This is a genomic window from Chryseobacterium koreense CCUG 49689 (genome assembly GCF_001045435.1).
Lineage (GTDB): Bacteria > Bacteroidota > Bacteroidia > Flavobacteriales > Weeksellaceae > Kaistella > Kaistella koreensis.
In genome coordinates, this window is sequence record NZ_LFNG01000013.1 from 44,572 (window position 1) to 70,605 (window position 26,034).

The following is a 26,034-nucleotide window of genomic DNA, read 5'->3' on the forward strand; positions in this document are numbered from 1 at the left end:
AATGCTCCTATTATTTCCCGGAAGCCATTAGAGGACTCACAGAAAAAAATTAGAATTACGTTAGAAAAATGTGGGAGTAATTATAGAGGATCTGCAACAGCACCATAGATCCTCTATTATTGATAGCCAGGCCATGATTTATCGCTTTAACAGTAGCCTGTGAAAAAATTCAGAAACCTTGACGATGGGAGCCGTTAGGGAATTAAGAGAAAAAATTATGACCTTACCGGATTTGCTTCTGTAAAGAGTGCAATATTTTGTTTACACAACCGCAGGTAATTCAACGGTAAAAGTTGTTCCCCGGCCTACTTTAGAGAAAACACTGATGGTCCCTTTATGCAGCGTGATGATCTTGTGGGTAAGAGATATACCGATGCCGTTACCTTCTGCAAACTTTTTGTTCTCCCCGCGATAAAAGGGCCTAAAAATATTTTCCAGGTCGTTTGGGGAAATACCCACTCCTTTATCGGTAAAGCGCAGCGTAATTTTTCCCTTGCCGAATGAAACATAAACGATGCTTTCCTTATCGGCTGAGAATTTGCAACCGTTTTCAAAAAGGTTAACGAACGCAACCTTCAAAAGATATTCGTTGCCATTAACCGAGATTTGGTTATCATCATCAAAGTCATTTTCAAAGTGGATATCAACCCTATAATCAGGGTCAGCTTTTTGCACCTGCTGCCTTGCATCCAGCAAAACTTCGTCAATCCTTGTGTTTTTAAATTTAATTTCAGAAAGGTCATAACTTGCCTTTGCAAAGTCTAAAAGGCTGCCGGATAAACGGGATATTTTTTTCGCATCCTTTAGCGCATTCAAAATAGCCATTTTGTATTCTTCGGCCGCACGCTCCTTATCCACAGACAATTCCAGCTCGGCAATCAAAGCGGAAAGTGGTGTCCGAAGTTCGTGCGAGATATTTGAAACAAAATGTTTCTGGGCATCAAATGAACTTTCCAACCGGTTTAGCATCTCATTGAATGTGTTGGCCAATTCGGAAAGCTCATCGCTACTTTCGTTACTTGATAGCCGTAAATCAAGGTTAGTGGCGGTGATATTCTTTGCCTTCTCTATCATTTCACTAACCGGCTGAAAGGCTTTTCTGGAAAAGAATATCCCAATAATGATAATAATTAAAACAGAGGCAATAAAAACAATAATAATATTGGTGAGCAGACTGTTTAATTTGCTATATCCATACTGGTCATAAGCTGCCGCGGTAATGATAAACTGTTTCCCATTATATTCATACCGCAAACCAACCACCTGCCAGTCTTTCTGATAAAATTCCACGGCTCCTTTTCGGGAGATTTCATCCATCAGCGGCCTGGTTTCCTTCACGAAATCTATATCCACCGCATCGTGGTAAAGCAGCTCAAAATGCGTGTCGTAAATAGCGACCTCGACTTCATTGAGGATTTTCCGGTTGTTGTGGTAGATGTCTTGCAGCACATTTTTGTCAACATGGGCATTCAGAAAAAGGTTTGCCTTGGTAACGGCTTCTTTCTCAAGCAGACTATAAAACTCTTTTTCCCTGTTTTTCTTCGCGGAAAGATAGATAACGGTAGCAAACAGCATCAGAATTATTGCTGTAGTAAGGGTAAAAAGTATGATGAGCCGTGTTCTTATTTTCATTGTTCCGCCTTCAAAATAAAGCCCATTCCAGGTTTGGTATGGATGAGTTTTTTATCAAAGTTCCGATCTATTTTTTTTCGAAGATAGTTGATATAAACATCAATGAAGTTTGTGCCGGTATCAAAATGCGTTTCCCATACTTTTTCTGCAATTTCTACTCGTGACAATACCCTGTTTGGATTTTGCACCATATACTCCAATAACTTAAATTCTTTAGGCGTAAGGTTAATTTCATGGTGATCACGTTTCACGATCTTGGTATGCAGGTTCATTTCCAAATCGTCATACTTTAAAATGAAACCGGAGGCATTGGTAGTCTTGTTGTTTCGCTTCAGCAATGCCCTGATGCGCACCAAAAGCTCACGCATCTCGAAAGGCTTCACTAAATAATCATCTGCGCCCGCATCAAAACCTTCCACCTTATCGTCTGTTGTGCCAAGTGCAGTAAGCATGATAATGGGTAAATCGGGTTTTGTCTGCCTGATCTCTTTACAAAAATCTATCCCGTCCATTTTGGGCAGAATAATATCTGTGATGACCAGGTCAAAATTATTTTGTAGTGCCAATTTCTTTCCTGAAAGCCCGTCATACGCCAAAGTGGGGGTAAATCCTTGTTCTCTTAATCCCCTTTCTATGAGTTCGGCCACCCTTTGATCGTCTTCTATGATTAAAATTGTCATGATAAACCTTTAATGAATGCAAATTTAGAAAATATTATCTTTTGGAACCTGATCAGCACTTTCATGTCAAATACTTTAATATCACCACGAATTCGCAAATCATTCTGCCGTGTGATAGACTTTGATGAAAATAAATTCTTCTATTTCTACAAACGGCAAGAAATGCTCCGGAGGAACACTGTCTCTGTAGATAATTTGATTGTGGAAGGCTTGCCTTGCTCAGGAATATGATCTTAAACCCAAATTGCACAATAGAAAAAACACTATTTCTCGGCCATCAAGACACTATCCCGCAAAAAATACATCACTAATTCTTATTTAGGGTTTAATTTATTTAAACATGCTCTTAATGTCTTTGACCTATTTTACCTGTGTATCGGTAGAGTTGTAGTTTTTGTTGAGATAATCTACAAATGCTACCCTGAACAGCTCATTTATTTCCGTCATTAACAAATTTTTCCCGAATGTTTCAACAACTTTTTTAGACTGTTGTACCGTCTGATTGTATTTTGGGTTAATCGCTTTACGCCTTTAATCTTATCTTCAACACTTCGTATATTGCAGCTAGAAGTCAATAAAATCAGTAAATTTTTTGGGAAATTTATTTTTCGGTCTTTTCATTTCAAATCGAATGCGGTATGAAAAATAATTAGGCGAAACCTGTAATAAACCGATTCACTATCACAGTTGCATGAAGTTTGAATTTGATATTAGAGCCCTCATGAATAATTGAACGAAGCAAAACCACAAATCAAACAGGTGCAAAATCCGTGCATCTTAATTTGAACCTGCATCTGTGACCATCCATTTAAAATGTAATGAAATTTCATACCATATATTCCAATTGTTGTCGAACGCTATAGAAAAGGGGGGTTCATTGTAATAATTTGAGTTTGTTGCATAAAAAAAGGACTCCCGAAGAAGTCCTTTTTCACTAAAAGTAGCCCGTAGGGGAATACAAACAATCCTTTATTAATAAGGGTTAACAAACACTATATACCAAATATCCCCTTACTATCCCCATCAACTTAAACTTTATTAGGTTTTTCTATTAATTTATAATCATTCTAAATAAATTATTTTCACTCCGCTAATTAATACAATTAGTTCAAACACTCGTTAATCTATTCGACCTACAGAAACCCATCTAAAAACTATTATCATTTATTTGTAATGGGTAAATACTGCAAACAAAATAAAACGCCTTAAATCAAACGTTTCACAATATTTAGAAAACATAACAAAAAATTAAACAATTGTTTGATATATAATATATGTATCTTTATCTAAGTAACATATTTAATGAAGACATAATGTTATGTAAGCATTTATAATAATGAGTTGTTAACTTTGCGATATCTTTTTCATCTTGATTGCAATTATTAAGATTGGTAGGAGTTAATAGCCTCGATTATCCAAAACGGTATTATTTAAATTAATAAATTCTATCTCTAATAATTTACTGGTAGCAGGATATGAGTAACCCCCAAATTTTCCGTATGAATATTCAGTCTTAACACTAATATCGCAGCTGTTAATTTTCCATATCTTAGAGTTAATCTTGCTTGACATGTATGATTTCCCACTTCCTGTTTTTTGCGAGTCTCCATCTTTATTTTCTAACGTAATATTAAATTTATTACTGATATTATAACTTTCACTAATAATTGGATATTTTTTTTTGATAAGTGCTGAAAATCTACTGTAATCATCTTGTAAATTTGTTTCTTCAGATAAGCTATATTTTTTTTCGACAGAAATTTTGTAAACAATATTATCAATCAATTTTAGATTATATTTAACAAAATCTTCTCTATTAGAATTTGAGAAACAATTATGCAATTTATATTTAAAACTTATAAACTTTTGGTAATGATCACCTTGAATATATTCAAAATCTGCTTTATAATCTGGAATTTTCCTTTTATTATCAATAGCCATATTTTCACTAACATCGAAAATATTGGTATCTGAAAGTATTTTATTATTTACTTCAAAATACTTTTTTCCAAGGAAATTTAGTGTTAGATCATTTAAATTGCACTGAGATTTTGCAAAAATGCAAGAGATGAAAAATAAGAAAGTTATAATTTTCATATTTTAAATTTTTGTTTAGAAATTTTTGCTTTAGTTTTAAATTATCAACCTTTAATTATTCTTCTTTGACAATAATTGACATTCTAAGAACTTTTCTATTAAACGCCATCCCATAGTAATATCCATCGACCTTATTATCTTGCTCCAACAACAAAATCCCGTCAGCACCGTATTTTCTTGCTTCTATAATGGCACTTTCCATTAATTTATTTTCATTCTTCCCCCCATCCTCGATCATCGACAGTTAATAAACCTATTTCTTTAAATTTGAACGAGATGGAGGCAGGGGTGCTAAATATCCTAATATCGGTCGAATCTGATTTAGACTCTCGTTTGATTTTGTCGTATGAAGTGTAGCGTATTTTTTGAGCAAGGATAAGGGTGCCCAGGCAAAATGAAAATAGCAGAATAAATATTTTTTTCATATCATTTGATTTTACACAAATCTAAATATAATTTTTTAATTGTCAAAAGGTTAGATATAGTAATACACTCGCATAAAAAAAAAGGAAAGAAAACGTTTTATAATCGCCCCTCCCCCTTGTTTTATAACGGATTTTAATTTGAAATTTGAAACTAAATTAGGTATGCGCCCAATTAGTTAAAGTCTAACATCATTCAACCATAAAGGTTGCGTAGGTGTTTATATTGTTTATTTGATAACCCGACCTTATATAAAATTAAACTGCGGTTGGTTTGGGTGGTAATTCCTGCGTTGAAAAGATAAGTTATTGTGTTGCTCGTTGTAAATTCTATTCTTAATATTCTTCTCTATATTTTCAATCTGTTTTTCTTCTGAAGCATTTAATAATTTTGGGGACAAAAACTTTTCTTTTATCTTATTGTAACGGAACAGATTATTTTCTTTTAAAAATCTTAATCCCTCTCTTTTAAGATATGGCTCACCATTTCTTTGCATGGAAATATCTTCCCCAGTTACAACACAAAAGTGTGTCGTGTTTCCTATATCAACAAGTAGTCTTTTATTTTTAAAAAGGTTTAATCCTCTGTACAAGGGCGTTTCCTCCGAATCACTTTCAATATCCTCCGTGCGGAAATACGACATACTTTTTATATCAGAATAAGTGTTATTTTGCACTTCGACGGCTTTCAAAATTTCGGCTACAACAATTTTTTTAGTATCTGATTTACGGGGTAATTTTAACCATTTATCCTTGGATGTTCTCAACTCCCTTTTCTCCTTTCCTTCCCAAAAATTCTTTGCAATTGCTTGAAAATATTTTCTTCTGTCGGGTGTACTTAATTTTTTATCACTAACGATATCCTTTGGATTGAATACGAAAATTTCATTCAAATGTTCTTTTAGAAATATTATACACCGCTCCAATATATTCTCATCAAATAAACTATCTAATGTTGTGAATCCCCATTTATTGCAGTATGCCATTGTTTCAGCGTTAACCTCAAACCTCATTATATTTTCCTCGCAATAACCTAATTGATAATACATTAACCTTACTTGGTTATTTGTCTGTTTTGCTTTACAATAGTTCTTAATTTTACAATTTTTATTTCGTCTTGCATCACCACTTTTTCTATCAACTATGTCATTCTTTTTCCCCTTAACACCCTCCTTGCCTGCTGCATAATAGTAATGGGGGTATAAAGGGTGCTGATTAAATCTCGCATTTTTATAAAAAAGAAAACATTGTAAAATTGTTTCTGGTGATACTACAGATAAATAATTTACTCCAATTTCAATTGCTGATATATCCCAAAATATAAAATTTCTTTTCTCGATCCCAATATCATTTAACGTTATTTTAATCTGCTCTTGCGCTTCTCTAATAGAGAAAGGATTGGCATTGTGTATATTGCCATTTATCTGTTTATGGGGGCTGAAGTCAATAAATACTTTATACAATTTCTTATTTTGGTATTTAAATCTTATAATTATTCCTGTTCCTGTATCATAAACAGTCCACAAATTATCTTGAGACTTCATTTTAAAATTATCCTGACATACGCCCATTAATTGATACATTACAGGCGCATGCTGGTTGCCAAGTGTAATTCTATCTATCATTACTGAAAACTATTTTCAAGCGCATTAATGTAACTCTCAATTGTTTCCGTTTGAGCGGTAAAACCCTCTTCCAATTCCACATTAATTAATTTAATCTTTAAATCAATGATAGTTTCAATTGTAATTTCCGTAGCACTTTTAACCTCGTCAGTATCAGTAAAATATAATGACTGAATTTCCTTTAATAAACTAAGTGCATTCATTATTTAATTTTATTATCATTCAATAAGGTTTCAATTTCTGAGCGGAAATAATACACACTTCCCTCCACTAAAGAAGGCTTAACTGTTCCTTTCTTTCGCCATCTATGTTCCGTACTTCTGTCTATCTTAAGCATTGCGCACATTTCGTCAATGCTAAGTAATTCTTCAGGCTGTTTGGGCTGGAACTCTTTTGATAGTTCTGCTTTGAGTTGCGGAATTATAGCATTGGACAATGCTGTTACTAAATCTTGTGGCGTTATGCCGATAAATTGAATGGTATTCATCTGTATTTGTTTTGATGTTATTTTACAATATTAAGGCGGTGAATAAAAAATTAAGGGTTTGCTTAATTATGTTCCTTACCGTTTTGTATTGCAAATCTCATCAACCAAAAAATTCGGAAATTCTTCGGAAAAATCTTTTCTTCCGAACCTAATTACTGAAAACTAAAAAAACGCCCTGAATAAAGGCGTTAATGAATTTAATAGAGAGTTTACAATTAATAAAATTTAAACTCCTCTAATTTATTTTTGATTTGTTGTTTTTTAGTATGAGATAAATTTTTCATTAAATATTTTACATTACTCTTATCAGTAGTAAATAAGGTATTTGTACTACTTGCTAAGAGGGGCTTTTTGGTAATTAGTTCGAAAAATTTAGCAATTGAATTGGTAGAAGTGTTAGTGTATTTCTTTTCAAGATGGTCAATAATACCTGTTTCATGAAGCAATCGTATTGTATCAGAATATGAATTAATTTCATTGCTTTCCGTGTCTTCTGTTGAATTTTTATTATTTACTACTATAGATTTTGATATGCTTTCTTTATAAAATATAAATTTGCGCTTCTCATCAGCAACATAGTTCCACATATCTTCATACATTCCCTTTATTGCGAAAATTTCACTTTTCCTTTTTTGTTCGGTTGTGTTATCCATTTCGTTATGTAAAAGTTCTTCGATCACTCCAAAATGTGTATGTAAGTTTTCACAAAATGTTTCATAATCTTCCTCTAATTCTTCATTCAAAAACAAAAAATTAGATTGAAGAGATTGCAAATCATCAACATCAAAATCATCAAGAGCCATTTGGTATTTACTAAAATCTTCATCGCTCTTTAATTCTGCTATTATCTTAGTAGGAAGATACTTCTTAAATTCACTCATCTTTTTACTGTATTTCTATCGTTTGCAAATTTCCTTTATAATTTACTACTTCATTTTCTGTAAAAAAATCAACAATAGATTTAAATGCAATACTTATATTTTCGTAATGCTCAAAAACTTCTTTCTGTTTATCTTTACTTAAGGTTTTAAAATCATCTGACAAAACATAAGTTTTAAACCATTTAGAATAAGACAAATTAAAATCACTATTCAAAGCTTCAAAACGTTCTGCATCATTAACAAGTTGTTCAATAAAATCATCTTTCACTTGTTGCGGTAATTCTCTAATTGATTGAAAGGGTGTCTTTTGCGTTTCCATCGGTTTATATTTTTATGTTATTAAACTATTTTCAATTGTACTTCTTTGTGAGCATCAGCAACAAGTTTAGCACTCCTTAACATCAATTCATTTTCATCTGTTTTATTGTAGTGTTCTACCATTTCGTTACTGTGGTGATTGGTTTGAATTTTAAGAATTTCAGTAGGCAAATATTCACTAAATAAGGTAACATAAGTTTTGCGCCCCGAATGGCTCGAAACCAATTTATTAAAAGGATATATCCCCTTTACTTTTCTAAAAATAGGTTCTTTCTCTGTTCCTACATTCATTATTATTGCGCCCTCCGTTGGTGCAGTAAACCCGATAATTTCACAAACTTTTTTAATATGTTCATTAAATCGTTGCTCACTTATTTTTCTCGGGAAACTTCCGTTTCTTTTATTCATTATTTCAACAACTTGCGGAAGTAAGTAAATGATTTTCTTTCCTCCGGTAGTGTTAAGGTTTTTGCGTTCCGTTACTTTTAAATATTTGTCATTACCATCTTCGATAATATTTTCAGTGTCAAAGGTGAAAAGTTCAGAAACCCGAACCGAAGTATAGCACGAAATCAATAACCAATCTTTCGCATTTTCTAAACTTTCCCTTATCATTGTGGTTTCAGAAAGGATTTTTAATTGCTCAAAAGTAAAGGTAATGCCATCAGAAACATTCTCTATTTTACTATTTGGTACTATATCCCAAAACAAAACATCTTTTGAAATTGGTAATTCTTTACTTGCAAACTTGCAAAGTGTTTTAATATCCTTTATGTACTTAACCTGTGTGTTAGTAGCATAATTATTTTTATTTAGAAAATTTGCAAAATCATTTCTGAAAGTATCGTTAATTTCAGTTATCAATAGTTTTTTACGGAAAGAAGCCACCACTTTTTTAAGCGTGTTATATTTCTTTATGGTATTATACGCAAGGGGTTTTGTTCCTTTGGTTTTATCTTCTACACTTCTAAAATTCAAATAATAATCAATGAAATCACTAAACCCATCGGGCATAGAATGAGATTTTTCGGGCTTATTAAGTTGGATTTTATTTGCAAAATAATTTTTAAGTACAAAATCTTTAATCTTTACTTTTTGGGTGTCTGCATCATTATCGCTAATACTATCAATGAAATCACAGACTTTAATTCTGAAAGATGATAATTGTGAATTAAATTTATTTATCTGGGTATTTAATAATTTGGTTTCTTGTAACCTCGCACCATTTATAATCTGCCCCTCATTCCATTGTTGTTTTTCAGAATCCCAATTATTAGGATTTATTTTAAATGGTGTCGCAAGTGTTAAATCAAAACGTGAATTTGGTCGGTATCTGAATTGTACCGTTTGTGAAGTAGGGTTTGTTCCTTTCAATAAAAATCTAATGGTTGCCATATCTCTGTGTTTTGTTTACCAAAGATATGTAATAAATCGAAGCGGTTAAATATCATCCCCACGCTATCCCCATCAAATAGCAATTTCATGCAATAAGATACTTTTTAATAAGATTATCTAAAAACCTCTGTAACCCCCATCAATATTGCATTTGAAACATAAACACAAAAAAATAAGGACTTCCAAAGAAATCCTTATTGCATAATAAGTAGCCCGTAGGGGAATCGAACCCCTCTTACCAGAATGAAAATCTGAGGTCCTAACCGATAGACGAACGGGCCGGACACTTTTTATTTAATTAAGCAAGCTTGTTTACGTGCTTAGTTAATTTGCTTTTTAAGTTTGCCGCCTTGTTTTTGTGGATGATGTTTTTCTTCACCAACCTGTCCAACAAAGAGATCACTTTTGGCAATTGCTCAGTTGCAACTTTCTTGTCTTCTTCATTTCTCAGTACCTTCACAGCTGTTCTAGCAGTTTTGTGATAGTATCTGTTACGCGCTCTTTTTACCGCGTTTTGTCTAATTCTCTTGAGTGCTGATTTATGATTTGCCATAACTGTTTCTGAAATGTGGGTGCAAAGATATAAATTATTTTTATTCCCACAAATAATTTTTAAAAATTTCTAAAAAAAATTTGTTGCCGTTGCTTTTTCAATTGGTGACCCCGTTCATAATCAAGAACTTCTGCTACAAAACAGAAAGGCTCCCTTAAAATTGCTTTTGCAAATGTACTGAAAAATACCGCTCATCAACATCAGCAAACCACAATTGGCATATTAGAGCACTTCTACCAAGCTGTATTTTCCATAAATTGTAGCCTATAAAGGAATCGAACCTCTGTTGCAAGAATGAAAATCTTGAGTCCTAACCACTAGACGAATAGGCCGTTTTTGGGACTGCAAAATTATCAATTATCTTTTATTCCACAAAACAACACTCTATTTTGCCACTTTTTGAATGACGGTATTTTTGATCCCCTTATCCTCAAGCTCTTTCTGTGCCGCTACCGCTTCTTCAAGGCTGGAAAACTTGCCATAGGTGTAATAAAACTTACCATTTACTTTGTCTCTTTCCACATCCTTCAGCGTATTCAGAATCGGCGAATTTGAACTTAATTTTTGATCTGTCACCGCAAGTTCGATATTGTAGTAGCCAATTCCCAATTTCTGGTTCGGGACGAAGGAAATGGAAGTTGCATTATTAAAACCTGCTTCTCTAGCCGTCTTCAGGTTATTGTCACGAACAGAGGCCATGTTGGTCACCGCATAATAATAGCGATAAAACCCACCTTCCTTAATCGTGAGAATATAATTTAGCCCCTTCAGAGCAGGATCTCCGGCTACGTATTTTGAGGGAGAAGACATCAGTAAGATCCTGAAATCATTTTTCAAAGGCTGCTCCACCGGTTTTTCGGGTTCCACATTTTTTACAGCGTTTCGCTCCCGCGTCTTTTTGTAGCTGATAATCGCGTCGTAGATACTGCTTGCAATTTCGGACTGCCCTTTTTCGGAAGCCAAGTACATCGCGTCATCATAATTACTGATGAATCCGGTTTCAATTAAAACAGAAGGCATCGCATTGAGTCTCAAAACATGCAGGTTTTGCTGCTTCACCCCGCGCGAAAATCGCTTGTCTTTCTTTTCAAAATTTTCCTCTACAAAACTTCCAAACAACAGACTGCTCTCCAAATATTTGCTTTGTTGGATCTTCAGCGCAATCAGGGATTCGGGTGATTTTGGGTCATAAGACGCAAACATTTCACGGTCTTTATCGTCCAGGAAAATCACGTCGTTTTCCGCTTTGGCCACTTCCAGATTGGTTTTGTTTTGATCAGGTCCCTGAACGAAAGTTTCCGTTCCATAAGGAGCGGAGCGGGTATTGGCGTTGCAGTGTACCGAGATGAAGAGATCGGCCTTGCTTCTGTTGGCAAGATTTGTTCTGTCTAATAAAGATGGGTATTCATCAATCTTTCGGGTGTAGATGACTTTGAAGTCTTTGTCTTTTTCTAGCATTCTACCAAGTTTGAGCACAATGGCAAGGGTAACGTCTTTTTCGTTGAGCCTTCCCGTCTCGCTGTAAAATCGGTTTGCCCCAAAATCGGAGCCGCCATGACCCGCATCCAGAACCACGGTGAACTTCTTTTGGGCACCAGAAAAAACAAACAGAAAAAGGAAAAGGAAGCGAAGATATTTTTTAAAAGAAAAACTTTGATTCATCTTTAAATTTTAAAAATTATAGTAATTTTGAGCCCAAATTACATACAATACCGTATTGCTCAAAACCGGCTTCAAAAATATAATACCTATTTTAATTATCCTAATTTTTAACAGTTTTTTAGCAGTTTTAAACGCTCAGAAATTGCCTGAAAATAAGAGGATTAATGAGGGTGTTCCCAAATCTGACACCATAGCGTTGAACAAGGAGCAGCTGGAAGATGTGGTACAAACCAAAGCCGACAACATCCGAAACGACATCCCGAAAAAGATGACCTTCCTGAACAAAAAGGCTCAAGTGAAATACCAAGACATGCAGATTGACGCAGACTATATCTCCATAGACTGGAGCAAGTCGCTGATCTACGCAAGAGGCGAACTGGATTCTTTAGGAAAAATAAAGACACCGGCACTCGCCACGCAAGGGGGTAAAAAATACGAGTACGACGAATTTACCTACAACATCAAGACCAGACAGGCCATCGCATTCAATGCCAGAACGGAGGAAAGCGAAGGCGTGATCGTGGCAGAAAAAACTAAGAAATACAACGATTCCGTCTTCTTCATGCGCCGCGGGAAATATACCACAGACGAATATTTCATCCAGAAAAAAGATACGATTGCCGATTATTATTTACTAGCGCCCAACATTAAACTCATTAAAGGCAAAAACAAATCGCAGGTCATCACCGGACCTATCCAGATGTATATTGAGCAGGTTCCCACGCCTTTGATCATGCCGTTTGCGATCCTTCCGTTTTCGGATAAAAGAAGTGCGGGAATCCTGATTCCAAGTTTCGGAGAAAGAGAAGATGTAGGATTCTTCCTGAACGGATTGGGTTATTATCAACCGATTGGCGAACATTTTGACCTTAAGATTCTTACGGATATTTACACCAAAGGAAGCTGGAACTTCAAACCCGAAGTCAATTACCGGAAATTATACCGCTATTCGGGGAATTTTTCGGCAGACATTGGAAATACCGTTCGCGGAATCAAGGGGCTTTCCGATTATTCAAAGTCCGCCTCGTACAGAATTGCATGGCGTCATCAGCAGGATTCCAAAGCAAATCCCTTCCTCACCTTTTCCGCATCCGTGGATATGGTGAGTAATCAATTTTACAGCAACACCGTAAATAACAACTATGCCTTTAACCAAAATAATCTGAACGCCCAGCAAAACTCATCCATCAGTGTGACGAAAAGGTTTTTGACTTTGCCGGTGACCATCACGGGTTCGGCATCCTACTCCCAAAACTTTTCTACCGGACTTTCAGATTTGAAACTCCCCATCATGAATGTGGCTATCAATCAGTTTTATCTTTTCAAACCAAAAACAGGAATCAGACAGGGACTTTTGGAAAACATCACCGTAAATACCGGTTTAAACCTCAATAATTACGTGCAAACCCCTATCGATGAGCTCTTCACCAAAGCGATGTTTGACAAGATGCAAACAGGGCTGAAAAACAACATCAGTTTGGGAACAAATACTACTCTGGCAAAGTATTTCACCTTCTCGCTTTCCGCAAATATTGATAATGCATTGACCACTAAAACTTTAACTAGATTTTACGACCCAGTCAATAATAAGCTCGAAGATGTCCTCAATAAAAAAATTGCGGGATATTCCACGTTTTCTACAAGTGCGAGTTTGCAAACGGTACTTTATGGGATGTTGAACTTCAAGAAGGGTTCTGCGATTCAGGCGGTTCGACACATGATGACTCCACAGATCGGATTCTCTTATGCACCAGATTTTTCAGCAGCCAGTTTTGGATATTACAAGAATTATTATAATGAAAGGGGAGAAATGACGATGTATTCCATATTTGACAGAGGAATTATTGGAAGTCCGAGTTCGCAGCTGGTTCAGGCGATGACTTTCGGCATCAGTAATAACTTGGAGATGAAGGTGAAATCCAAGAAGGATTCCACCGGGGTAAAAAAATTGAAGCTATTTGAAAGTCTGAACTTTAACACCAATTACAATTTCGCCGCACCTAGCCATAAGTGGGCAATGTTCCAGTTCAGCGGGCAAACCACGCTTTTTGAAAAGCTGAACCTGAACACGAGTTTGACTTTGGAACCTTATCAAATCGTTTTCGAACCAGGTTCAGAAACCGGAATTAGAACCGAAAACTTTGGCCATTTCAGTGTTCAGGGATTCAATGCGCAAATTTCTTATCCGCTGAGTGAAGCAATTTTCACCGGCAAAGAAAAGGTGGATCTTTCCAAAAAATATCCAAAGAAAGGAGAAATCCGAAATGAAAACTATTACTTTGATGATGATAATTACGCCAGATTCCAGCAACCATGGACATTAAACATCAACGCACAATACGGCTATACCAAAAGTTTATCTAAATTTGGAAACCAGGTAGCATCCGTAGGTTTGGACGCAACCCTTAAGCTGACGCCGTACTGGAACCTCAACGGAAACCTGTATTATGATGTAGTCACAAAACAGATTGCCAACACCAGGATTGGTTTTGCACGCGATCAAAGAAGTTTCACCATTAATTTCAACTGGATTCCTTATGGGCAATATAAAGTGTACGATTTCTTTATTGGAATCAAGGCGAATATTTTGCAGGATGCCCTGAAATACAAGGATAGAAGCTTCAATCAGCCGAATGCACCTTTTTAGAGGAATGATTGAATCATAAAAGTGGCCGGGCAAAATCTCAAACTTTACAACTCCCACCAAATAATTCGAAAAAACTTTATATTTGCAGATTAGATCTAAGAGAAAAGTACTATGAAAAAAATAATCTCTACGGATAAAGCTCCGGCTGCAATCGGCCCTTATTCACAGGCCAATTTGGCCAACGGGATTTTATATATTTCTGGACAGATTCCGGTAAATGCGCAAACCGGAAAACTGGAAGAAGGCATCGAAAATGCAACCCACCAGGTGATGAAAAACCTGGAAGCCATTTTAGCCCAAGCCGGAATGACTTTCAAAAACGTGGTGAAGGCAACCATTTTCCTTAAGAATATGGACGATTTTTCGGCGATGAATGAAATCTACGCTTCGTACCTGGATCCCGAAAGTTTTCCTGCAAGAGAAACAGTTCAGGTTTCCTGCCTGCCAAAAAATGTGGATATTGAAATCTCGATGATCGCTCACGAAAATTAAATGAATTTCCTTCGGAATACTTTGGCGGTGCTTATTGGCCTCGCTGTTTCGGCACTTATTATCACGATCGGGATTCGTTTGAATCCTTCGTGGATCAACTATGAAGCCATGTCGCCATTCCAGCAATGGGAGAAAGTACTGAGAAGTGTGGAACACAATCCGTACTTCTTTGTGGTGCTGCTCATTTCCTCGGGAATTGCGGCAACCGTGGGCGGCGTGGTAACCGCCATCATTGTGAAATATGCTAAAGTGGCTTACGCCATCCTGATTGGCTTTATCCTGCTTTTCATTGCGATGCTGGACATCATTATTTTTCCTTATCATCCTACTTTCTACAAGATTCTGATCTTCCTCACCTTCTTCCCTTTCGCATGGATAGGCGGAAAAATCACTGAAGTGATTTATGAAAGAAAAAAGAAGCGAAACCGAAGGCTTCAAAAATAAAAAAGCGCAACCTTTCAGTTGCGCTTTTCTTATTAATTTTCTTCATTCGTGTTTTTTGTTTCTAAATCAAGGCATTTTAAATCCTCTCGTCGTGATTCTACCGAAATCATCCACATATTTCACCTGAACGTTTCCTTGGTATTTGTCCAGGATTTTCTCCACATCTTTCTGTGAATTCACAGGTTTTCCATTGATTTCGATCACGATATAATTATCTACGATTCCTATTTTCGCCATTTCACTTCCATCTAGTACATTTTTGGCGATCACACCGCTGGTCAAACCATAGTCGGTTTTGAACTTTTCACTTAATGGCTCAAATTCGGCGCCGATTTTTTCGGTCACGCTCAAATCGGCTTTGCTTCTGAAAGTGGTATTCCCTTTTTCATCTTTCAGGGTCACATTGGTGGTGTTTTCCTTGCCGTTTCTAAGGTAAGTTACCGCCACTTTATCTCCCGGTCTTTTGCTTCCCACAGCAAATGAAAGGTCATAATAGTTTGAAATCACGGTATTGTCCACTTTGGTAATGATATCGCCGGGTCTCAAACCAGCATCTTCCGCTCCACCTTTTGCAGTGACATCTGTGATGTAAACCCCTTCATTGGCTTTAATGTTGGTTTTGTTTTGTTGGTTGTATTGCGCAACTTGTCTGGTATCCGACAGATCCAAAGATCTCACGCCCAGGAATCCTCGCTGAACCAAACCAAATTTCTTGATATCTTCCACCACTTTTCTCGCGAGATTGGATGGAACTGCAAATCCGTAACCTTCATAATATCCGGTTTTGGATGAAATAGCGGAATTGATCCCGATCAGTTCTCCATTTGGATTTACCAAAGCACCACCTGAATTTCCAGGATTGATCGCCGCATCGGTTTGGATAAAGTTTTCAATCGGCGTTCTGGATTGCTGACTTAGTAAATCAATGCTTCTTCCTTTAGCAGAAACGATTCCCGCGGTCACCGTGGAATTCAGACCCATTGGATTTCCTACTGCCAAAACCCATTGCCCCACTTCCACATTGTCAGAATTGGCAAAATTGAGGTAAGGCAAACCTTTTTCTTCAATTTTTAAAAGTGCGATATCAGTGGTTGGATCTGTCCCAACCAAGTTAGCGACGTATGTTTTCTTGTTCGAAAGCTGTACCTCCAGTTTTGTGGCACCTGCAATCACGTGGTTATTTGAAATAATATAGCCATCTGGGGAAATAATCACTCCGGAACCCATTCCTCGAGGCATTTCCTGCTGTGGCTGCTGTTGTGGCTGTCTTTGGTTATTCCCAAAAGGATTCCCAAAGAACAGGTCAAACAAATCCTGATCGCTTCGCTGGGAGGTCCGGTTGGAAAAATTCTTGATACTGACCACCGCGGGCACGGTCATTTTTGCGGCCTTCACGAAATCATCACCCACTCCCGCCATATTGAATGATGCGAAACTGGCGTCCGTATTTTTCTTCGGAGCGAAATAGGAAAATTCCGAGTCATGATTTTTGACTCCGAAATAATTAATTGCCCCAAAAGTAGTTGCGCCGGAAATTACTCCGACAAAAGCATAAGGTATAAGCTTTTTCAAGTTGTTCTTCATCGTCATAAATTATTTATCTTTTACTTTTTTAGAATTGTTACTCAACAAATTTAGTGCTAAATAAGTAATGATGGAAATGGGATTGTTTCAGTTTTAACTATAATTTAACAGGAATTAGTATTTTTTAATGTATTGTGCTTAATTTTAACGAAAACCGATATCCGCTTCAACAAAAAATCGGAAATTTTGGCAGATTCCATGATTTCTAAAATGACCTGAAATATGGCTCCAAAACTGAACCGAAAATTAAAACGAAACAAATATTTCCCCAACTCAATTCCTTTGTTTAAATTTGTGACAAGCCGCCGATTTAGAAAATCGGAATCAATAAAAATATAGATTTAAAAGGCGATTCCGGCTAACTATGAAAAAATATTAAACCTTAGCAAATGAAGCTCAACATAAAAAACGAAACCGGAAGATTAAAGTCCGTGGTTCTGGGTCAACCAGGTTCCATGGGAAAAGTTCCGACCCTTGAAGAAAGTTATGATGCCAAATCCTATGACACCATCCAAAAAGGAATTTATCCGAAGGAAGAAGATATTGTCGCTGAAATGACCGCATTCGAGAAGGTTTTGAAAAAATATGGAGTAAAGGTTTTCCGCCCGGAAATCATTGAAGATTACAACCAGGTTTTCGCAAGAGATGTGGCTTTCGTGATTGACGATAAAATGATCATCTCCAATGTGATCTCAGACAGAGCGGATGAACAGGACGCGTACAAAAAAATCTTCGAAGAGGTGAAATGGCGGGATATCATCAATCTGCCAGAATCCGCACATATCGAAGGCGGCGATGTGATTGTCTGGAACGACTATCTTTTCATCGGAACCTGCTACAGCGAGGATTACCGCAATTTCAAGACCGCCAGAACCAACGAATATGCCATTGATATTTTAAAGGAATATTTCCCAAAAAAGAGAATCCTGGATTTTGAATTAAACAAAAACGACCACGAACCTTTCAAGGGAATCCTGCACCTGGACTGCACTTTTAATCCGGTAGGCAAAGACAAGTGCATTATTTACAAAGACGGTTTTGTGGATGAAAGCGACTACACCTTAATCCTGGATATCTTCGGTGAGGAAAACTGCTTCCACGTGACTGCGGAAGAAATGTTTGAAATGAATCCGAATATTTTCTCCATTTCTCCGGAAATCGTGGTTTCCGATAAGTCCTTTACCAGAATGAACAACCACCTTAGAAACGAATGGGGAATGACCGTGGAGGAAATTCCGTACCGGGAGATCTCCAAAATGGGCGGCTTGTTGCGATGTTCTACTTTGCCTTTAGTTCGGGAGTAGGTTTTTCCGGTTTATGCTACAATGCATTTTTCAGCTTTTTGATTTCGTCATCATCCGCAAAGGTTTCATAAGAAGGAATCGCCGAGGAATGAAAGTAGGATCCGCCGGTAAACGATTTCAGCTCATGAATGTTCCCGGATCTTACGCCGCCGCCGATCAGAATATTAATCTGATGGGAATACTGCTCGATAAGTGCTCTTAATTTCTCCTTCCCCTTCATCGCATTTTCGGCACCTCCCGAAGTAAGAACGGTTCGAAAACCAATACGGATAAGCTTTTTGATGGCCACATCCAGATCCGGAGTCCTGTCGAACGCCCGATGAAAAGTGCATGGAATTTCACCCGCAAGTTCCACCAATTGGCGGTTTCTCTCAGTATCGATATTGTTTCCCGCAGTTAAAATTCCAAAAACAAAACCATCTGCTCCTGCTTTTTTAAACTCCACAATGTCTTTTTTCATCTGCTCAAATTCCATGTCGGAATAGAGAAATTCGCCCCCTTTTGGACGAATCATCACGAAAATGGGTTTGCGGTAAACCGACTTCAGATATCTGAACTCCTCAATGTAAGGAGTGGTTCCGCCCAATTGTTGGTCGGCACAGAACTCAATGCGGTCTGCAACTGATTTCAGGGCGGTTTCGGCGGAGGTCATTTCAAAGCATGCGATTTCTAACATATCATTTTTTATTCTGTATAAATTTAAGTATTTTTGAAACAATTTCAATATTAAAAATCACCATTAATGCAAGCTACAGATACCGTTCTGATGATTGAGCCGATCGCTTTCGGATACAATGCGCAAACCGCTGAAAACAATTATTTTCAAGTAGAACAAAAAGATTCCGACATTCAGCAAAAAGCACTTGCCGAATTTAATCATTTTGTGGAAAAATTACGCTCGAAAGGAATTCGGGTCATCACGATCAAAGACACTTTGGAGCCCCATTCCCCGGATTCTATTTTCCCCAACAACTGGGTAAGTTTCCACAGTGACGGAAAAGCGGTACTTTATCCCATGTTTGCTCCAAACCGACGGGTGGAGCGGCGTGCAGATATATTGGAAACTTTGAAATCAAAAGGTTTTGAAATTACGGAAGTGGACGATTTTTCCCAGTTCGAGCAACAGGACAAATTTCTGGAAGGAACGGGTAGTATGATTTTCGATCATGACCATAAAATTGCTTATGGCTCTGTTTCCCTGCGATTGGATGAAGGCTTGTTCAGAAAATTTTGTGATAAATATGGTTTCACTCCGGTTGTTTTTCACTCTTTTCAAAACGTAGGTGGCGAAAGATTACCGATCTATCACACTAATGTGATGATGTGCGTTGCAGATCAGTTCGTGGTCATCTGTCTGGACTGTATTGATGACGAAATGGAAAGAGAAAAAGTTCAGGAAGTCATCAAATCCACCGAAAAAGAGCTCATTGAAATCTCAGAAGACCAAATGCAGCAATTCGCCGGAAACATGCTCCAGGTAAGGAATTCCGAAGGAAAAACATTTTTAGTCATGAGCGAAACCGCCTACAAATCGCTAACTCCCGAACAAATTTCTGCGATTGAGAAATACTCAGAAATCATTTTTTCCGATTTGAACACCATCGAAACCAATGGTGGCGGAAGTGCGAGGTGCATGTTGGCGGAAGTTTTCTTGCCCAGAAATTAGCGGAGGCAATTGATTGAAAATCAACATGATCGATTCCTATTCCGTAAGAACTACCAATTATTAATCTGGATCCTACTACATCCGGTATTCCTGCGATTCAGTTCCGATCCATGTAGATGTCTTTGAAGAGGATCATCTTGGTGATTTTGGATGAAGCCCCGTCATAAAATCCAGTTTCTTTCGAGAACTCCTTTGGATTTCTGAATGTTCCAAATATAAGGTCAAACAAAGGCAGATCAGAATAATTGTAGGCGTGTACTCCTTTGGCATGATGCAGGGAATGGGATTCCGGCCTTTGAAAAATAAATCCCATCCATTGTGGCGTCTTGATATTGGCATGCTGAATGACCGCTAAAAACGTGGCACCGTACAGCGCATAGATACTTGCCTGCGGCGTGAAACCGGCAATCCAGACCATGGTGAGACTCCCCAGAACCGTAAATCCAATCATGTCCATCGGGCTAAAAAAGAACGCCCCATAAGTATCCACCCTTTCCGCACTGTGGTGCATCTGGTGAAAAACCCGCCACAAAACATTGTTTTTATGCATCGACCGGTGCCAGATATAGACGCCAAGCTCATAAAGCAGCAAAGCAACTAAAGCTCCCCAATAATCTCCGAGTAAGGTGAGGTCGAAGATCCGGTATTTGTCTAAAGTTTCACCCCAAATCATCGGCAAATAAGTGGACAAAAAGAAATATGCAACAAATGCAGCAATGCCTTTGAGGCGCCAAAATTTAACATGGGGAAGTTTTCTGCCCGGAACTACTTCTTCGGCGGTCATAAGAATCAAAAAAATGGAAATGACTACGATGGATGCCGGATCCTTTGCAACCTCCCAAGGACTTGGGAGCTGTGAAAAAAAATTGTTCATGATATTTGTTATTAGTTTTATAAAAATAAGTGCCGCACAAAAGAATTTCAAAATTCCATCATCTGCCACAAATGCCATGAAACTAAAACGCCATCCCACACAACCAATCCCGGAGGTGGTTTCTCATGCTTTTGAGCTTCCCCGATCTTCTTCCAATATGCTTTTTATCTAAAGTGGGAAGTTACAAAGAAATCAAATACAAAATAAAAAATATTTACTTTTTTTGAGTAAATCGCAAGTTTCTTCTACAAAAAACATATAAAACAACAAATATTTTCAATCGCCGCTACATAAAAAGCGTCGGAAAAATTCCAGCCAGGGATTGCCGAACATCCTCTCTTTTTGCGGGAAACCCTTTGCAGTTTTAGCAAAATAAAATCTCCCGAAAATTTCGGGAGATCATGACAGTCTTTTTACGGACCTTTTTTCTTTTTCTACATATTTCTCCTGTACTTCCCACCCACTTCAAACAGTGCATTGGTAATCTGTCCGAGTGAGCAATATTTTCCGGCTTCCATCATCACTTCGAACAAATTCTGTTGGTTGATGGCGGCAAGTTGGAGCTTTTCCAGCATTTCACCAGATTTGTCGGCATGGGATTTCTGGAAGTTCTCTAAATTGTGAATCTGCAACTGCTTTTCTTCTTCGGTGGAGCGGATGACCTCTCCCGGTAAAACTGTAGGCGATCCATCTTTGCCAAGGAAAGTATTCACACCGATAATCGGATATTCTCCGGTGTGTTTCAGCATTTCGTAATGCATGCTTTCCTCCTGAATTTTGGAGCGTTGATACATGGTTTCCATCGCACCGAGAACACCGCCTCTTTCGGTAATCCTATCGAATTCCGCATAAACAGCTTCTTCCACCAAATCGGTCAATTCTTCAATAATGAAGGAACCCTGAAGTGGGTTTTCATTTTTCGCAAGACCCAATTCTTTGTTGATGATCAACTGAATCGCCATCGCTCTTCGTACCGATTCTTCGGTGGGAGTGGTAATCGCTTCGTCATACGCATTGGTGTGGAGCGAGTTGCAGTTGTCATAAATCGCATATAAAGCCTGAAGCGTTGTTCTGATATCGTTAAAATCAATTTCCTGGGCGTGAAGCGATCTTCCGGAAGTCTGGATGTGGTATTTCAACATTTGGCTTCGGTCATTTGCGTGGTATTTTTCGCGCATCGCTTTAGCCCAAATCCTTCTGGCAACACGACCAATTACCGCATATTCGGGATCAATTCCGTTGGAGAAGAAGAAGGACAGATTCGGTGCAAAATCATTGATGTCCATTCCTCTTGACAAATAATATTCTACATAAGTGAAACCATTTGCCAAGGTAAACGCCAACTGTGAAATTGGATTCGCTCCTGCTTCTGCAATGTGGTAACCGGAAATAGAAACCGAGTAAAAATTTCTCACTTTATGGTTGATGAAATATTCCTGAACATCGCCCATCAATCTCAACGCAAATTCGGTAGAGAAAATACAGGTGTTTTGTGCCTGATCCTCCTTCAAAATATCGGCTTGCACGGTTCCACGAACGGTAGCGATGGTTTCCGCTTTAATTTTGTTGTACACTTCTGCAGGCAAAACCTCATCACCGGTGATTCCCAAAAGTTTTAATCCCAAACCATTATTGGAAGGTGGAAGTTCACCATGGTAGGAAGGTCTTTTCAGTCCCTTATCATCAAATTTTTCTTTAAGTTTGGCTTCAACTTGCGCCCAAAGCTGATGTTCTTCAATATATTTTTCGCAGTTCTGGTCAATTGCCGCATTCATAAAAAACGAAAGCAACATGGGAGCGGGACCGTTGATCGTCATGGAAACTGAAGTCAGCGCATTGATTAAATCAAAACCGGAATAAAGTTTCTTGGCATCATCCAAAGTGGCGATGGAAACTCCGGCATTACCGATTTTCCCATAAATATCTGGCGGCAAAGCGGGATCCTGTCCATAAAGGGTCACCGAATCAAACGCCGTGGAAAGTCGTTTTGCAGGCATTTCCGCAGAAACGTAGTGGAATCTTCGGTTGGTTCTTTCCGGTCCGCCTTCACCGGCAAACATTCTGGTCGGATCCTCTCCGGTTCTCTTAAAAGGATAGATTCCCGCGGTGTACGGAAATTGCCCGGGAACATTTTCCTGGCCTTTCCAACGGATTAAATCTCCCCAATCCTGGAATTTAGGCAAAGAAATTTTCGGAATCTTCAGTCCGGAAAGTGATTCGGATTTGGTTTCCACTTTGATTTCCTTTCCGCGAACCAGATAAGCGAAAGTGTCCTCTTTCATTTCTTCTTTGAACTTCTTCCATCCTTGCAGGAAAAGAGTGTTTTCTTCAGTAAGTTCCTTTTTGGTTTTGATGAATACTTTCTCCAGTTTATGTTGAGTATGTTCATCATCGGTAATCAGTGCTTTTGCACCATCCACCAAATACATTTTTTTTGCAATCAATGCCTGTTCTTCGACCTCTTTGTCATATTGCCTGTTGTTTTCCACAATTTCGGAAAGGTACCGAACCCTTTTTGGTGGAATGATGGTGGATTCTTCTGAAACATTATGTTCTACATACTCGCTGAAATCCAAATGCTCAAACCTGGAATTGACCTTTTTAATCAAAGCGTTATAAAGCTCGGTCATTCCCCAATCGTTAAACTGGCTTGCTTTTGTAGCGAAAACCGGCATCGCCTCCAACGGTTGGTCAAAGGACAGATGATTTCTCTGGTATTGTTTTCTAACGGCTTGCAATGCGTCTAAAGCACCTCGTTTATCAGATTTATTTAATGCGATCAGATCGGCATAATCCAACATGTCGATTTTTTCCAACTGCGTGGAAGCGCCATATTCCGGCGTCATCACATACATGGAAACATCAGCGATTTCGGTGATTTCCGAACCACTTTGACCAATGCCGGAAGTTTCCAGAATAATCACATCCGGTTTTGCAATTTTCAGAATATTGATCGCCGAATGGATATAAGGCGAAACCGAAACATTGTTTTCGCGTGTCGCCATGGAACGCATATAAACCCGCGAATCGTTGATGGAATTCATCCTGATCCTGTCCCCCAAAAGTGCGCCTCCAGTTTTCTTTTTGGAAGGGTCCACGGAAATGATCGCAATTTTTTTATCCGGATTGGAACGAAGAAATCGGCGGACCAATTCGTCTGTTAATGAGGATTTTCCGGCGCCTCCGGTTCCGGTAATTCCAATGATGGGAATATTGGCGTTTTTTGCTTTTTCGTCAATGGCTTTGACCAAATCTTCTTTCTCTGTGGAGAAATTTTCCACTGCGGAAATGACTTGCGCGATGGATTTTGAGTCTTCGAAAGAGATTTTATCCAGATCGGAAACCGTTACGTTTTCGCCGGTCGCGAAATCCGACTTTTCCACCAAATCATCAATCATTCCCTGCAAACCGAGCGCCCTTCCGTCATCCGGCGAATAGATCCGGTCTATTCCGTAATCCATCAATGCTTTGATTTCTTCCGGCAGAATTACGCCTCCGCCACCGCCGAACACCTTGATTTGGGGGGCGCCTTTTTCATGCAAAAGGTCGTAGATGTATTTGAAATATTCATTGTGCCCGCCTTGGTAGGAAGTCAGCGCAATTGCATTTGCATCTTCCTGAATGGCAGTATTCACTACTTCTTCAGCGGATTTATCGTGACCAAGGTGGATGACTTCACATCCTGTTCCCTGAATCACACGGCGCATAATGTTAATCGACACATCATGTCCGTCAAAAAGTGATGCCGCGGTTACAATTCTTACTTTATTTTTAGGTTCGTATTTTGTGGTTTCCATAAAGAAAATTAAGATTTTTGTGGATTTTTCAAAGATACGGATTTTTGAAATTTTGGAAAAAGGAAAAATTGCAATCTTCCCTGCAATGGGCATACCCAAAAGTAGCGTTATTAATTGGAAAATAAGGGAGGTGTTGCGGCCGGATTTTGATAAAATTTGGAAGGCGCTCGTTCGGCGGAGGAAATCATTTCGATACGATTTCGAAATAGCGACGATCTATTTTGCTTTTTACTATGAAGTGGTATTTTCATGGACTCCTAATGAACTATCCATGAAGTATCTATGAAGCATCTATGGGGGAAGGGTCGGTTGAAGGTGAAGATGACCCCGTCCAAAATTAACTATTCACTATCTTACTTTTGTTTTCCTGCATCAACAACTATGATTTCCGGCGGGTTTTCTTAATTTTCATATTTGTGTTTTTAGAATCTGTTGCATATCAATACATCCCCGGTTACGGCCGGAAAACAAGTTGCTGTCAAATGGTTTTCATCATCGCCTCAAAGTTGCATTAATTTATTGTTACGCGCAATACCGCTTTTGTGGTATATTTAACAAAATATTTGTATTTTTACCTCGAAAATGTTAACAAATGGAAGAGAAATTTAAGAATCACCCCAAAAAACCCCATCCACTGCAAAAGATCTGGAACCGGCATCCCGGATTTTTGAAGAATGAAACCGGCATCTATAAAATGCCTTCGCTGGAAAAGTTGATTGGCGAAATATTTTCGGTGGGTGAATACTATTACTATACTATCAAGCTGACCGACAGCACCCTGAGTAACCACCACGAAAATATCCTCAAAATGCACGGTTTCAACACGCCACCACAACACCTAAGTGAGATTATCGAGCTTGTTCATCCCGACGACATGAATTTCGTGCAGGAAGCCGAACAGATGTCGGTAGAGAAAATGAAGGAAATTGGATTCGAGCACCTGATGCAGCTGAAAACCAGTTACAGTTTCCGGATGCGTACAGGCAGCGGTGGATACGAGATGTTTCATCACCAGTCTGTCCCCACACTGAAATCCGAAAACGGTCAGCTGCTGGAAGCGGTGAACATCCACACGAATATTCATCATGTCGCTCCCAAAAACAACTATTTTGTAGTGGTTTCGGGCATTGGCGGCAGAAGCGATTTTCACAGGATGTCCTGGCCCGGAAAACATCTGGAGGACAACCAGGAGAATCACATCCTCTCCAAAAGAGAAATCGAAATTATCACCCTTCTGGCAAAGGGTCTGGATACCACAGAAATCTCGGAGCAACTTTTTATTTCCGGCCATACGGTTCGCACGCACCGGAGGAATATGCTGGCCAAAACAAAATGCCGAAACAGCTCCGAACTCATCTCCAAAGCGTTCGAACGAGGCTACCTCTAAAATCGCGAAAAAAAGCAGGAGCTGCTCTCAAATGGCCATGCTTCATTTTGATGAAACTTTTATTTCAACCATGTGAAAGACCGGCCC

General features: G+C 38.3%; 22 protein-coding genes and 2 tRNA genes. 6 read left to right on the plus strand and 18 right to left on the minus strand.

The genetic code is table 11. The annotated features are described in order from the left end of the window. Positions 1 to 261: 261 nt before the first annotated feature. The 14 genes from ACM44_RS10465 to ACM44_RS10530 form a co-directional block, all read right to left on the minus strand. Positions 262 to 1,632, minus strand: coding sequence for a sensor histidine kinase (locus ACM44_RS10465; protein ID WP_048499998.1), 1,371 nt, complete (start codon positions 1,630 to 1,632; stop codon positions 262 to 264). Continuing rightward, entirely contained in the window at positions 1,629 to 2,312 is a 684-nt protein-coding gene (locus ACM44_RS10470) for a response regulator transcription factor (RefSeq protein WP_048499999.1), read from the minus strand. The genes ACM44_RS10465 and ACM44_RS10470 overlap by 4 nt, the downstream gene beginning before the upstream one ends. Positions 2,313 to 3,710: 1,398 nt before the next feature. Further along, positions 3,711 to 4,409 (minus strand): hypothetical protein, encoded by a 699-nt coding sequence (locus ACM44_RS10475; protein ID WP_048500000.1) that lies wholly within the window; start codon positions 4,407 to 4,409, stop codon positions 3,711 to 3,713. A gap of 55 nt (positions 4,410 to 4,464) precedes the next feature. Then, positions 4,465 to 4,611, minus strand: coding sequence for a hypothetical protein (locus tag ACM44_RS15350; protein ID WP_160304012.1), 147 nt, complete (start codon positions 4,609 to 4,611; stop codon positions 4,465 to 4,467). A 468-nt stretch (positions 4,612 to 5,079) separates the two neighbouring features. Next, positions 5,080 to 6,456 (minus strand): hypothetical protein, encoded by a 1,377-nt coding sequence (locus ACM44_RS10485; RefSeq protein WP_048500002.1) that lies wholly within the window; start codon positions 6,454 to 6,456, stop codon positions 5,080 to 5,082. Next, the gene (locus tag ACM44_RS10490) at positions 6,456 to 6,659 is read right to left on the minus strand and encodes a hypothetical protein (RefSeq protein ID WP_048500003.1); all 204 of its coding nucleotides are present in this window, start codon (positions 6,657 to 6,659) and stop codon (positions 6,456 to 6,458) included. Before ACM44_RS10490 ends, ACM44_RS10485 begins: the two co-directional genes overlap by 1 nt. After that, positions 6,659 to 6,943 carry a helix-turn-helix domain-containing protein gene (locus ACM44_RS10495; RefSeq protein ID WP_048500004.1) on the minus strand — a complete coding sequence of 95 codons (285 nt, stop codon included), beginning with the start codon at positions 6,941 to 6,943 and terminating at the stop codon, positions 6,659 to 6,661. The genes ACM44_RS10490 and ACM44_RS10495 overlap by 1 nt, the downstream gene beginning before the upstream one ends. Before the next feature lie 215 nt (positions 6,944 to 7,158). Next, positions 7,159 to 7,824 carry a hypothetical protein gene (locus ACM44_RS10500; protein WP_048500005.1) on the minus strand — a complete coding sequence of 222 codons (666 nt, stop codon included), beginning with the start codon at positions 7,822 to 7,824 and terminating at the stop codon, positions 7,159 to 7,161. Between the two features lie 4 nt (positions 7,825 to 7,828). After that, on the minus strand, positions 7,829 to 8,143 hold the full coding sequence (locus tag ACM44_RS10505; RefSeq protein ID WP_048500006.1) for a hypothetical protein: 315 nt from the start codon (positions 8,141 to 8,143) through the stop codon (positions 7,829 to 7,831). A 20-nt stretch (positions 8,144 to 8,163) separates the two neighbouring features. After that, on the minus strand, positions 8,164 to 9,537 hold the full coding sequence (locus ACM44_RS10510) for a tyrosine-type recombinase/integrase (RefSeq protein WP_048500007.1): 1,374 nt from the start codon (positions 9,535 to 9,537) through the stop codon (positions 8,164 to 8,166). Positions 9,538 to 9,746: 209 nt separating this feature from the next. Further along, positions 9,747 to 9,818: transfer RNA gene (locus ACM44_RS10515), tRNA-Glu, on the minus strand. A gap of 17 nt (positions 9,819 to 9,835) precedes the next feature. After that, the gene (gene rpsT / locus ACM44_RS10520; protein WP_048500008.1) at positions 9,836 to 10,090 is read right to left on the minus strand and encodes a 30S ribosomal protein S20; all 255 of its coding nucleotides are present in this window, start codon (positions 10,088 to 10,090) and stop codon (positions 9,836 to 9,838) included. Between the two features lie 260 nt (positions 10,091 to 10,350). Next, positions 10,351 to 10,422, minus strand: a tRNA-Glu gene (locus tag ACM44_RS10525). A gap of 52 nt (positions 10,423 to 10,474) precedes the next feature. Next, a complete protein-coding gene (locus tag ACM44_RS10530; protein WP_048500009.1) occupies positions 10,475 to 11,752 on the minus strand; it encodes an N-acetylmuramoyl-L-alanine amidase family protein in 1,278 nt (425 codons plus the stop codon). 55 nt (positions 11,753 to 11,807) lie between these two features. Between ACM44_RS10530 and ACM44_RS10535 the strand changes: the two genes are divergently transcribed. From ACM44_RS10535 to ACM44_RS10545, 3 genes are all read left to right on the plus strand, one after another. Beyond that, complete coding sequence (locus tag ACM44_RS10535; RefSeq protein ID WP_048500010.1) at positions 11,808 to 14,399, plus strand: putative LPS assembly protein LptD; 2,592 nt, start codon at positions 11,808 to 11,810, stop codon at positions 14,397 to 14,399. A 111-nt stretch (positions 14,400 to 14,510) separates the two neighbouring features. Beyond that, on the plus strand, positions 14,511 to 14,891 hold the full coding sequence (locus ACM44_RS10540) for a RidA family protein (RefSeq protein WP_048500011.1): 381 nt from the start codon (positions 14,511 to 14,513) through the stop codon (positions 14,889 to 14,891). Then, positions 14,892 to 15,335, plus strand: coding sequence for a hypothetical protein (locus tag ACM44_RS10545; protein WP_048500012.1), 444 nt, complete (start codon positions 14,892 to 14,894; stop codon positions 15,333 to 15,335). It begins immediately after the preceding gene. Positions 15,336 to 15,401: 66 nt separating this feature from the next. On the opposite strand, the gene ACM44_RS10550 is transcribed toward ACM44_RS10545, so the two are convergent. Next, positions 15,402 to 16,919 (minus strand): Do family serine endopeptidase, encoded by a 1,518-nt coding sequence (locus ACM44_RS10550; protein WP_048500013.1) that lies wholly within the window; start codon positions 16,917 to 16,919, stop codon positions 15,402 to 15,404. Between the two features lie 389 nt (positions 16,920 to 17,308). On the opposite strand from ACM44_RS10550, the gene ACM44_RS10555 reads away from it, so the two are divergent. Next, the gene (locus tag ACM44_RS10555) at positions 17,309 to 18,223 is read left to right on the plus strand and encodes a dimethylarginine dimethylaminohydrolase family protein (RefSeq protein WP_048500014.1); all 915 of its coding nucleotides are present in this window, start codon (positions 17,309 to 17,311) and stop codon (positions 18,221 to 18,223) included. Between the two features lie 16 nt (positions 18,224 to 18,239). On the opposite strand, the gene ACM44_RS10560 is transcribed toward ACM44_RS10555, so the two are convergent. Beyond that, positions 18,240 to 18,899 (minus strand): copper homeostasis protein CutC, encoded by a 660-nt coding sequence (locus ACM44_RS10560; protein WP_048500059.1) that lies wholly within the window; start codon positions 18,897 to 18,899, stop codon positions 18,240 to 18,242. Positions 18,900 to 18,965: 66 nt separating this feature from the next. Between ACM44_RS10560 and ctlX the strand changes: the two genes are divergently transcribed. Then, the gene (gene ctlX, locus ACM44_RS10565; protein WP_048500015.1) at positions 18,966 to 19,889 is read left to right on the plus strand and encodes a citrulline utilization hydrolase CtlX; all 924 of its coding nucleotides are present in this window, start codon (positions 18,966 to 18,968) and stop codon (positions 19,887 to 19,889) included. 97 nt (positions 19,890 to 19,986) lie between these two features. On the opposite strand, the gene ACM44_RS10570 is transcribed toward ctlX, so the two are convergent. Together ACM44_RS10570 and ACM44_RS10575 are read right to left on the minus strand one after the other, a co-directional pair. After that, positions 19,987 to 20,763, minus strand: a complete 777-nt coding sequence (locus ACM44_RS10570; RefSeq protein ID WP_048500060.1) for a sterol desaturase family protein — start codon at positions 20,761 to 20,763, stop codon at positions 19,987 to 19,989. Between the two features lie 434 nt (positions 20,764 to 21,197). After that, positions 21,198 to 24,560, minus strand: a complete 3,363-nt coding sequence (locus tag ACM44_RS10575; RefSeq protein ID WP_048500061.1) for a methylmalonyl-CoA mutase family protein — start codon at positions 24,558 to 24,560, stop codon at positions 21,198 to 21,200. A gap of 592 nt (positions 24,561 to 25,152) precedes the next feature. On the opposite strand from ACM44_RS10575, the gene ACM44_RS10580 reads away from it, so the two are divergent. Further along, on the plus strand, positions 25,153 to 25,947 hold the full coding sequence (locus tag ACM44_RS10580; RefSeq protein ID WP_048500016.1) for a response regulator transcription factor: 795 nt from the start codon (positions 25,153 to 25,155) through the stop codon (positions 25,945 to 25,947). Positions 25,948 to 26,034 lie beyond the last annotated feature (87 nt).